This is a genomic window from Streptomyces sp. NPDC057253, from assembly GCF_042669125.1.
GTDB lineage: Bacteria > Actinomycetota > Actinomycetes > Streptomycetales > Streptomycetaceae > Streptomyces.
In genome coordinates this window covers 1-9,917 of the sequence record NZ_JBHUXV010000210.1, presented here as the reverse complement: position 1 = coordinate 9,917, position 9,917 = coordinate 1, and the positions used below count along the sequence as shown (strand labels likewise).

8 protein-coding genes are annotated in these 9,917 nt (G+C 71.4%); 5 read left to right on the top strand and 3 right to left on the bottom strand.

Going from position 1 to position 9,917, the window contains the following annotated elements; translation table 11 throughout:
- Positions 1-59 precede the first annotated feature (59 nt).
- Entirely contained in the window at positions 60-1,328 is a 1,269-nt protein-coding gene (locus ACFULQ_RS46940) for an extracellular solute-binding protein (protein WP_383557356.1), read from the bottom strand.
- Between the two features lie 350 nt (positions 1,329-1,678).
- Here ACFULQ_RS46940 and ACFULQ_RS46935 point away from each other — a divergent pair, with 350 nt between their 5' ends.
- Positions 1,679-2,713 carry a LacI family DNA-binding transcriptional regulator gene (locus ACFULQ_RS46935; protein ID WP_383557353.1) on the top strand — a complete coding sequence of 345 codons (1,035 nt, stop codon included), beginning with the start codon at positions 1,679-1,681 and terminating at the stop codon, positions 2,711-2,713.
- Positions 2,714-2,887: 174 nt separating this feature from the next.
- A complete protein-coding gene (locus tag ACFULQ_RS46930; RefSeq protein WP_383557350.1) occupies positions 2,888-3,730 on the top strand; it encodes a phosphatase PAP2 family protein in 843 nt (280 codons plus the stop codon).
- On the opposite strand, the gene ACFULQ_RS46925 is transcribed toward ACFULQ_RS46930, so the two are convergent.
- Complete coding sequence (locus ACFULQ_RS46925; protein ID WP_383557347.1) at positions 3,727-4,740, bottom strand: LysR family transcriptional regulator; 1,014 nt, start codon at positions 4,738-4,740, stop codon at positions 3,727-3,729. The genes ACFULQ_RS46930 and ACFULQ_RS46925 overlap by 4 nt on opposite strands.
- A gap of 71 nt (positions 4,741-4,811) precedes the next feature.
- Here ACFULQ_RS46925 and ACFULQ_RS46920 point away from each other — a divergent pair, with 71 nt between their 5' ends.
- The gene (locus tag ACFULQ_RS46920; protein WP_383557344.1) at positions 4,812-5,735 is read left to right on the top strand and encodes a DMT family transporter; all 924 of its coding nucleotides are present in this window, start codon (positions 4,812-4,814) and stop codon (positions 5,733-5,735) included.
- Here ACFULQ_RS46920 and ACFULQ_RS46915 read toward each other — a convergent pair.
- A complete protein-coding gene (locus tag ACFULQ_RS46915; RefSeq protein WP_383557342.1) occupies positions 5,723-8,710 on the bottom strand; it encodes a bifunctional [glutamine synthetase] adenylyltransferase/[glutamine synthetase]-adenylyl-L-tyrosine phosphorylase in 2,988 nt (995 codons plus the stop codon). The two genes, ACFULQ_RS46920 and ACFULQ_RS46915, sit on opposite strands and share 13 nt — an antisense overlap.
- 166 nt (positions 8,711-8,876) lie before the next feature.
- On the opposite strand from ACFULQ_RS46915, the gene ACFULQ_RS46910 reads away from it, so the two are divergent.
- Together ACFULQ_RS46910 and ACFULQ_RS46905 are read left to right on the top strand one after the other, a co-directional pair.
- On the top strand, positions 8,877-9,386 hold the full coding sequence (locus ACFULQ_RS46910) for a pyridoxamine 5'-phosphate oxidase family protein (RefSeq protein ID WP_383557339.1): 510 nt from the start codon (positions 8,877-8,879) through the stop codon (positions 9,384-9,386).
- Between the two features lie 40 nt (positions 9,387-9,426).
- The gene (locus ACFULQ_RS46905) at positions 9,427-9,864 is read left to right on the top strand and encodes a VOC family protein (protein WP_383557336.1); all 438 of its coding nucleotides are present in this window, start codon (positions 9,427-9,429) and stop codon (positions 9,862-9,864) included.
- The last annotated feature ends 53 nt before the right edge of the window (positions 9,865-9,917 follow it).

Below are 9,917 nucleotides of genomic sequence, written 5' to 3'. Positions count from 1 at the left end.
GGACCGGGTGGCCGCCGGATCTCTCCCCCAGGTCCAGGAGATCCGGCGGCCACGCGGGCTCACTTGCTGAAGTCCGGCACCAGCTTGGCGATGGCGGTCTCGGCGTTGCTCAGACCCTTGTCCAGGGACTCCTTGCCGCCGGCGACCTTGGGCAGCTCGGTGTCCAGCGGGCCCCACAGGGAGCTGTACTCGGGCAGGGCCGGGCGCGGCTGGGCGGCGGCGAGGACCGTGCCGTAGCCGGCGATGCCCGGGTCGGCCTTGACCTGGTCGGTGTAGGCGTCGTCGCGGGTGGGCAGCGTGGAGTTCTTCAGGGCGATCGTCGACTGGGACTTCGCGGAGGTCATGAAGTTGACGAACTTCAGCGCGGCCTTCTGGTGGGCGGCGTCCGAGCCGGCGTAGACGGAGAGGTTGTGGCCGCCGGTCGGGGCGCCCGCCTTGCCGGTGGAGCCGGCCGGGACGGTGGCGATGCCGAGGTTGGCCTTGTCCGCGAACGCGGAGCCCTTGTAGAAGTTCGTGATCTCCCACGGGCCCTGGATGATCGCGGCGACCTTGCCGTTGACGAACGCGTCCTGGATGTGGGCGTAGGCGTCGGCGGTGGTGTCGGCCTTGTGCAGGCCCTTGCCGGAGAAAAGGCTCAGCCAGGTGCCGTAGCCCTTCTTGGCGGCGGCCGAGTTCACGGTGATCTTCTTGGCGGAGGCGTCGACGGTGTCGGTGCCCTCGCCGTAGAGGAAGGTCTGGGCGTAGTAGGCCTGGGTGGAGCCCCAGTAGCCGTCGACGCCGGTCTTCGCCTTGATCGTGGCGGCGGCGGCCTTCAGCTCGTCCCAGGTCTTGGGCGCCTCGACGCCGGCCTTCGCGAAGAGCTGCTTGTTGTAGACCAGGGCGAGGGTGTCGGTGACCAGCGGCACCCCGTAGGTCTTGCCGTCGTACTTGGCCTGCTCGATCAGGTTGGACTTGAACTTGGCCTGGTCGGCGAGGGCCTCGGTGCCGTCCAGCGGCAGGAAGTAGCCCTTCTTGGCGAAGGCCGGGGTCCAGCCGACCTCGGAGCGCAGCACGTCGGGGGCGCCGGAGGCACCTGCGGCGGTGTCGAACTTGTTCTGCGCCTGGTCGAACTGGACGTTGACGTACTTGACCTTGACGTCCTTGTTGGCGGCCTCGAAGTCCTTGATCAGGGCCTTGTACGTCGGCGCCTCATTGGTGGCGTTGGAGGTGTCCCACCAGGTGATGGTGACCGGACCGTCGGCCTTGTCGCCGCTGTCGCTTCCGCCGCAGGCCGTCGCCGCGAGGGCGAAGGACGCCACCAGCGCTGTGGCCGCTATGCCACGCCGCATGAGATCTCCTTGAGGGTGATGGCCCGTGTGCTGCTGTACTGCTGTGCTGCGAAGGGGGTCCCGTCCGCCTTCTCCGCCGGGCGTGGCCGAACGTAACAGCGATGCAAGGCTTGCGAAAGACCTTGCAGCAAAAAACTGCAAGAGCCCGCTGAAGTTATCCGCGTGTGACCTGTCGGCGACCCCCGTGAGACGCTTGTTTCCAGGGACGGAGCACGGTGCGGGCGGGTGTGCAAGACTCTGCAAGCTCTTGCCATCCAGGTGCCGCACGGGAATCATCCCCTTGCGGGACAAGCGGCGCCGACCAGAACAGAGGGACCGCGATGACGATACGGCCGGTACAGTCCGGTGCCGTGACCACACGGCTTGCCGACATCGCTGCTCAGGCGGGGGTGAGCGAAGCGACCGTCAGCCGCGTCCTCAACGGGAAGCCCGGCGTCGCCGCCACCACGCGCCAGTCCGTGCTGGCCGCCCTCGACGTGCTGGGCTACGAGCGCCCGGTCCGGCTGCGGCAGCGCAGCGAGGGCCTGGTGGGCCTGATCACCCCGGAGCTGGAGAACCCGATCTTCCCGGCCCTCGCGCAGGTGATCGGACAGGCGCTGACACGGCAGGGCTACACCCCGGTGCTGGCCACCCAGACCCCGGGCGGCTCCACGGAGGACGAGCTGACGGAGATGCTGGTGGACCGGGGGGTCGCCGGCATCATCTACGTCTCCGGACTGCACGCCGACACCACGGCCGACATGGAGCGCTACGACCGGCTGCGCGCCCAGGGTGTGCCGTACGTGCTCGTGGACGGCTTCTCCCCCAAGGTGCAGGCGCCCTTCATCTCCCCCGACGACCGCGCGGCGATGAGCCTGGCGGTGACGCATCTGGTGTCGCTGGGGCACACGCGGATCGGGCTGGCGCTCGGCCCCAAGCGGTTCGTGCCGGTGCAGCGCAAGATCGAGGGGTTCGTACGGGCCGTGCAGGACCAGCTGGGCCTGCCCGCGCCGACGGTCGAGGAGGAGCTGGTGCAGCACTCCCTGTACACCCTGGAGGGCGGCCAGGCGGCGGCCACCGCACTGATCGAACGGGACTGCACGGCGGTGGTGTGCGCGAGCGACATGATGGCGCTCGGCGCGATACGGGCGGCCCGGCAGCTGGGTCTGGAGGTGCCGCGGGACGTCTCGGTGGTGGGCTTCGACGACTCCCCGCTGATCGCCTTCACCGACCCGCCGCTGACCACGATCCGCAAGCCGGTGCCGGCCATGGGACAGGCCGCGGTACGGACGTTGCTGGAGGAGATCGGCGGGACGCCCGCGCCGCACAGCGAGTTCGTGTTCATGCCGGAGCTGGTGGTACGGGGTTCGACGGCGTCCGCCCCGGGGGACCGCACGCGCAAGTAGGGGCGCCGGCCCGGTGCGTTCCGGGGTCATCACTCGTCCGCAGGGCGGAGAAACCGGGCCCGGGCCACTGCGCGAGGAGGAGAAGGGGACGGTCTTCCCGTCGTAGGACATGCGGCCCGAACCCGACCAGGGGATGATCGGTGGGGTAGGGCGTTTCTGGCAGACTTTGTGTCTATGGGTGACTCGACCGTGACCAGTCTGGAAGACCGTGAGAACGCGGCCGTTCCTGACTCCCTCACGGCCTCGGCCCGGCCCGGTCTCCTGCACCGGCTGCGCACCCCGCGCCGACCTCGCCTCTGGTTCGAGATCCTGCTGATCGGGGTGAGTTACTGGACGTACTCCCTGATCCGCAACGCGGTGCCGGAGCAGAAGGCGGAGGCGCTGCGCAACGCCGACTGGATCTGGCGGATGGAGCACCATCTGGGCATCGCCGTCGAGGAGTCGGTCAACCACGCGGTGAACTCGGTGAGTTGGCTCATCGTCGGGATGAACTACTACTACGCGACGCTGCACTTCGTCGTGACGCTGGGCGTCCTGATCTGGCTCTACCGCAGCCATCCGGGCCGGTACGCGGCGGCGCGGCTGGTGCTCTTCGCGACCACGGTCGTGGCCCTGGTCGGTTACTACCTGTACCCGCTGGCACCGCCGCGGCTGATGACCGGCGGCGACTTCGTCGACACCGTCATGGTCCACCAGACCTGGGGCTCGATGGCCTCCGGCGACCTCAAGCACATGTCCAACCAGTACGCCGCGATGCCGTCCATGCACATCGGCTGGTCCCTGTGGTGCGGTCTGACGATCTTCGCGCTGGCGTCGGTGCCGTGGGTGCGGGTGCTCGGCCTCCTCTACCCCGCGGCGACCCTGCTGGTCATCGTCGCCACCGCCAACCACTTCTGGCTCGACGCGGTGGGCGGCATCCTGTGCCTGCTGTTCGGCTTCACGGTGGCGCGGCTCTGGTACGGCACGCTGCCGTACCGGCTGCCGAAGGCCGTCCCGGTCGGAGACCGCGCCGGCTAGCCCGCGGCCGCTTCCCGCAGCGCCTCGACGAACGCCTCCAGAGCCGGTTGCGGTGCCGCGGTCTCCCGTACGGCGGCGAGGATCGCCCGGGTCGGTTCCGGGCCCTTCAGCGGGCGTACGGCGACCTCGGGGTGGCGTCCGCCGAGCCCCAGCCGCGGGATCATGGTGACCCCGAGCCCCGCCGCGACGAAGCCCTGCGCGGTGGCGTAGTCCTCGCTGTCCACGACGAAACGGGGCTGGAACCCGGCCGCCGCACAGGCCCCGAGCTGAGCGTCGAGACAGGGCCCCGGCCACTCACTCCCGACCCAGGCCTCACCGGCGAGGTCGGCCAGGCGGAGGGTGCGGCGGGCCGCGAGGGGGTGGGCCTTCGGCAGCACGGCGAGGTAGGGGTCGTCGAGCAGGTGCAGCAGCCGTACGCCGTCACCGCCGCCCGGTCCGACGCGACGCGCCGGGTCGGCAGGCCTCTCCCGGACGACCGGCGCGAGATCGGCCCGCCCTTCCTCGACGACCGGGGCCGGATCCGTACCCATCTGCCTGACCGCCTGCGCCTGGTCGGCCGCCCCCTCCCGGACGACCAGGGCCAGGTCGGCGCGGCCCTCGCGGACGGCGGGCAGGGGGTCGGGGCCGGACAGTCTCAGCTCGATCCGTACGCCGGGCCGCTCGGTCCGCAGTCGCGCCACCGCGGGGGCGACCAGGTGGGCGCCGGCCGTGGCGAAGTAGCGCACCGCGAGCCGGCCGGTGCGGCCCGCGAGGAGGTCCGTGAGGGCGGTCTCCGCCTCGGCGACCCGGCGGCCGATCGCCTCGGCGTGCTCGGTGAGCAGCAGCCCGGCGGGCGTGGGCCGCACCCCCCGACCGACCCGTTCGAGCAGCTCGGTCCCAGCCTCCTTCTCCAGCGCCGCCACCTGCTGGCTGATCGCGGAGGGCGTGTAGCCGAGCCGGGCCGCGGCCGCGGTGACGGAGCCGCTGCTCACCACGGCCGCCAGCATCTGCATCCGTCGTACATCAAGCATGTACTCCAGCTTAACGATGCCTCCAGGATCTTTCACTTGTCCTCACGCGTCCCGGCCGGGACCGTGGAGCCATGTCACCCGCCTCCACCCTCCGTATGGCCGTTCTCGCGCTCCTGTGGGGCTCCGGCTTCCTCTGGATCAAGCTGGCCCTCGACCACGGCCTGTCCCCCGCCCAGATCACGATCGCGCGGTGCGCGCTGGGTACGGCCGTGCTGTTCCTGCTGGCCCGCGCGGCCCGCCAGCGCCTGCCCCGCTCCCGCGCCACCTGGGGTCATCTGATCGTGGCGGCGCTGTTCTGCAACGCCGTCCCCTTCGCCCTGTTCGCGGTGGGCGAGCAGACCGTCGACTCCGGCATCGCGGGCGTCCTGAACGCGACGACTCCGCTGTGGTCCCTGCTGATCGGAGTCCTGCTGGGCACCGACCGCGGCCTGCGACCGCTCCGGCTGACCGGCCTCCTCCTCGGCTTCGCCGGCACCGTCCTGATCTTCGCCCCCTGGCACCGCTCGGGCCTGCTGACCTGGGGCGCCCTGGCCCTCCTGGCCGCCGCCGCGAGCTACGCCGTGGCCTTCGCGTACATGGCCCGCAAACTCACCTCGAACCAGGCCCCGTTGGCCTACTCCGCGGCCCAACTCCTCATGGCGACGGCGTGGACCACCCTGTCGGTACCGGTGGCGGGCCCGCTGCACGCCGACCTCACGGCCCTGGGAGCGGTGACGGCCCTGGGCATCCTGGGCACGGGGGTCACCTTCTACCTCAACTACCGCCTGATAGCGGACGAGGGCCCGGTGACGGCGGCGACGGTGGGCTACTTGTTGCCGGTGGTGTCGGTAGCTCTGGGAGCGGTGGTGCTGGACGAACGAGTGGGGCTTCGGGTGCTGATGGGTATGGGGGTCGTCTTGGCAGGGATTGCGCTGACCCACTCAGGGGCGCGGGGAACTGCGCGACGAGCCCCCACCGGCCCGCAGCCGAAGAAAGACCCCTCCTACGCCCCGTAGAACAACTCCTCCACCACCCCCCGAGCCCGCCGAGCAGTACGCCGGTAATCGTCCAGCATGTCCCCCACATGCCCGGCCTCATACCCCAAGTACCGCCCCACCGCAGCCAGTTCCCGCGCCTCGGAAGGAAACGTGTCCCCCGCCCGCCCCCGCACCAGCATCACCGCATTGCGCACCCGCGTGGCCAGCACCCACGCCTCGTCGAGAACCGCCGCGTTCTCCGCCGAAATGAACCCGGCGTCCCGCGCGGCGGCAAGCGCGGCCCGCGTACGCGTGGTCCGCAGCCCCGGTTCACCGGCCCCGTGCCGCATCTGCACCAGCTGAACCGTCCACTCGACGTCCGACAACCCCCCGGGCCCCAGCTTGGTGTGCAGCTTCGGGTCGGCCCCGCGAGGCAACCGCTCGGACTCCATCCGCGCCTTCAACCGCCGGATCTCCCGTACGGCGTCGTCGCCGAGACCGGCGACCGGGTACCGCAGGGGGTCGATCAGCTCGACGAAACGGCGGCCCAACTCCTCGTCCCCGGCGACCGGTTCGGCCCGCAGCAGCGCCTGTGACTCCCAGACCAGCGACCAGCGCCGGTAGTAGGCCTCATACGACGTCAACGTCCGTACCAGCGGCCCGGACTTGCCCTCCGGGCGCAGGTCGGCGTCGATCAGCAGCGGCGGGTCGGCGCTCGGCAGTTGGAGCAGTCGGCGCATCTCGGAGACGACCTTGTTGGCGGCCTGAGAGGCCTCGCGCTCCTCGACGCCCTCGCGGGGCTCGTGCACGAACAGGACGTCCGCGTCGGAGCCGTAGCCGAGTTCGTGCCCACCGAAGCGGCCCATGCCGATGACGGCGAACCGGGTGGGCAGGGTGTCGCCCCAGCCGTCCCGGACGACCGCGCGCAGGGTGCCGGCGAGGGTCGCCGCGGTCAGGTCGGACACGGCGTCGCCGATGCGGTCCATGAGGGCGCCCTGGTCGGGTTCGGCGGGCTGGGTCTCGGTGCCGTAGGAGCCGACGATGTCGGCCGCGGCCGTACGGAAGAGTTCGCGGCGGCGGACTCCGCGGGCCGCGGTGACCGCCTGTACGGCCCCGTCGGCGCGGCGTACGGCGGCGAGGATCTCCTGCTCCAGGGATGCGCGCCCGCGCGGGTCGAGCCCGCCGCCGTCGCCGTCCCCGAGGAGGGCGACCGCTTCGGGGGCGCGCATCAGCAGGTCGGGGGCGAGGCGGCCGGCGGACAGCACCCGGGCGAGGTTCTCGGCGGCGGCGCCCTCGTCCCGCAGCAGCCGCAGGTACCAGGGCGTCTTGCCCAACGCGTCCGACACCTTGCGGAAGTTGAGCAGTCCGGCGTCCGGGTCGGCGGACTCGGCGAACCAACCGAGCAGCACCGGAAGGAGGGTTCGCTGGATGGCGGCCTTGCGGGTGACGCCGGAGGCCAGGGCCTCCAGGTGGCGCAGGGCGGCGGCCGGGTCGGCGTACCCGAGCGCGACCAGCCGCTCCCTGGCCGCCCCGGTGCTCAACCGGATCTCGCCGGGCCCGAGTTGGGCCACCGCGTCCAGCAGCGGCCGGTAGAACAGCTTCTCGTGCAGCCGTCGTACGACGGAGGCGTGCCGCTTCCACTCGCGGTTCAGCTCGGTCACCGGGTCGGTGCGCAGGCCGAGGGAGCGGCCGAGGCGGCGCAGGTCGGCCTCGTCCTCGGGGACGAGGTGGGTGCGGCGCAGCCGGTAGAGCTGGATGCGGTGCTCCATGGAGCGCAGGAAGCGGTAGGCCTCGTCGAGCTGGGCGGCGTCGGCGCGGCCGACATAGCCGCCGGCGGCGAGCGCCTGGAGGGCGCCCAGCGTGCTGCCGCTGCGCAGCGAGCCGTCCTCGCGGCCGTGCACCAACTGGAGGAGCTGGACGGCGAATTCGACGTCCCTCAGGCCACCGGGGCCGAGCTTGAGCTGGCGGTCGAGCTCGGCGACGGGGATGTTCTCGACGACCCGGCGGCGCATCTTCTGCACGTCGGTGACGAAGTTCTCGCGCTCGGCGGCCTTCCAGACGAGGGGTTCGAGGGCCTCGACGTAACTCTCGCCGAGTTCGAGGTCACCGGCGACCGGGCGGGCCTTGAGGAGGGCCTGGAACTCCCAGGTCTTGGCCCAGCGCTGGTAGTAGGCGAGATGGGAGGAGAGGGTGCGCACGAGCGGGCCGTTGCGTCCCTCGGGCCGCAGATTGGCGTCGACGGGCCAGATGGAGCCCTCGACGGTGGTCTCGGAGCAGATGCGCATCATGTGCGAGGCCAGCTTGGTGGCGGCGCGCAGCGCCTTGCCCTCGTCGGCCCCGTCGGCGGTCTCCGCCACGAAGATCACATCGACGTCGGAGACGTAGTTCAGCTCGTGGCCACCGCACTTGCCCATCGCGATGACCGCGAGCCGGCACAGCGCGGCGTCCTCGGGTGCGGCCGCGCGCGCCAGGGCGAGGGCGGCCCTGAGGGTGGCGGTGGCGAGGTCGGCGAGCTCGGCGGCGGTCTCGGCGAGGTCGGTGGTGCCGCACACGTCCCGGGCGGCGATGGACAGCAGACAGCGGCGGTAGGCGACACGCAGCGAGACGGGGTCGGTGGCCTCGGCGAGCCCGCGCTCGAACTCCTCCACGCCGGGGTGCAGGTCGCGCGGCTCGTAGGTGACCAGCGCGTGCCAGTCCCTCGGATGCCGGGCGAGGTGCTCGGCGAGCGCGGCGGACGCGCCGAGCACCCCGAGCAGCCGGTCCCGCAACGGCTTCGCCGCTATCACCGTGTCCAGCAGCTCCCGGTCGGGCTGCGCCTCCAGGAGCCGTACGAGACCGTGCAGCGCGAGGTCGGGGTCGGCGGTGGCGCCGAGGGCCTCCAGGAGCACCGGGTCATTGCGTACGGCGCTCAGCTCCGGGCTGTCCAGCAGCCGCTCGGCGGCGGACGGATCGGTGAAACCGTGCCGCAGCAGCCGCGTGAAGGTACTGCTCCTGCGCCCCGGCGCCGCGGTCATCTCGGCCTCCCGTCCGATCAAGGTCGTATCGATCGAGCCTAACCGGAGTGACGGGGAGAAGCGCCGGGGAGCGGGCGGGGGGATTTGGGTAGGGGAAGGGTCAGACTGGGACCGTCGAGCCGGGTCGCCGCGGTGGCCCGAGTCTTCCCGAGCCGGAGGCTGTGTGATGACCGAGCAGGAACCCGAGACCCACCTCGACCGCCGCTACAGCGACCCCGACGCCACGGCGCACTCCTGGGCCGACGCCGAGTCGCTGCTGGCCTCCGCCGAGCTGTTCTGGATCTCGACGGTACGGCCGGACGGGCGCCCGCACGTCACGCCGTTGCCCGCGGTGTGGGCGCACGGGGCGCTGCACTTCTGCACCGGTCCCGAGGAGCGCAAGGCGAAGAACCTCGCGCACAACGCGCACGTCACGCTGACCACCGGCACGAACATCTGGGACAAGGGCTACGACCTGGTGGTGGAGGGCGAGGCGGTGCGGGTCTCCGACGACACGCGGCTGCGGGAGCTGGCCGCGGCGTGGGAGGCGAAGTACGGCGATTTCTGGCACTTCGAGGTACGGGAGGGGTATTTCCACCACGGCCCGGGACACGCCGTCGTCTATGCGGTGGCGCCGCGGACGGTTTTCGGCTTCGGTAAGGGACAGCCGTTCAGCCAGACACGCTGGCGCTTCTGAGGACGGCCGAATGTACTGACGTCGACGAGGGAGTCACGCCATGGACATGAGCCTCGAAGTGATCCTGCTGCCGGTCACGGACGTGGACCGGGCCAAGGAGTTCTACCGCGACAAGGTCGGCTTCCACGTGGATCTGGACGGCGAGGTGATGGAGGGCGTCCGCATCTGTCAGCTGACCCCGCCAGGGTCGGGCTGTTCCATCGCCCTGGTGGACGGCCTCCAGGTCCCCACGGGGGCTCCGCAGCCCGGCACGTACCACGGCATGCAGCTGTGCGTGACGGACGCGAAGGCGGCGTACGAGGAGCTCACGGCCCGCGGCCTGGACGTCAGCGAGCCGGTCCAGTTCGCCCCGCAGGACGGCGCCACCTTCATGTACTTCAAGGACCCGGACGGCAACGGCTGGGCGATCCAGGAGTACAAGCGCCGCGAGACGGAACCCCTGCACCAGGTACTGGCCCAGCAGGCGGCGGCCCAGTAGCAGGCCCCGGCGCCGCGTCAAGAGAACGGCAGGTGGGGCCGACGGTCCGTGAC

Bases quoted from the DNA above. Each gene is read 5' to 3' on its own strand.
- ACFULQ_RS46930 (WP_383557350.1), top strand. From the start codon at position 2,888: ATGGGTGACTCGACCGTGACCAGTCTGGAAGACCGTGAGAACGCGGCC.
- ACFULQ_RS46915 (WP_383557342.1), bottom strand. From the start codon at position 8,710: ATGACCGCGGCGCCGGGGCGCAGGAGCAGTACCTTCACGCGGCTGCTG.
- ACFULQ_RS46920 (WP_383557344.1), top strand. From the start codon at position 4,812: ATGTCACCCGCCTCCACCCTCCGTATGGCCGTTCTCGCGCTCCTGTGG.
- ACFULQ_RS46925 (WP_383557347.1), bottom strand. From the start codon at position 4,740: ATGCTTGATGTACGACGGATGCAGATGCTGGCGGCCGTGGTGAGCAGC.
- ACFULQ_RS46940 (WP_383557356.1), bottom strand. From the start codon at position 1,328: ATGCGGCGTGGCATAGCGGCCACAGCGCTGGTGGCGTCCTTCGCCCTC.
- ACFULQ_RS46905 (WP_383557336.1), top strand. From the start codon at position 9,427: ATGGACATGAGCCTCGAAGTGATCCTGCTGCCGGTCACGGACGTGGAC.
- ACFULQ_RS46910 (WP_383557339.1), top strand. From the start codon at position 8,877: ATGACCGAGCAGGAACCCGAGACCCACCTCGACCGCCGCTACAGCGAC.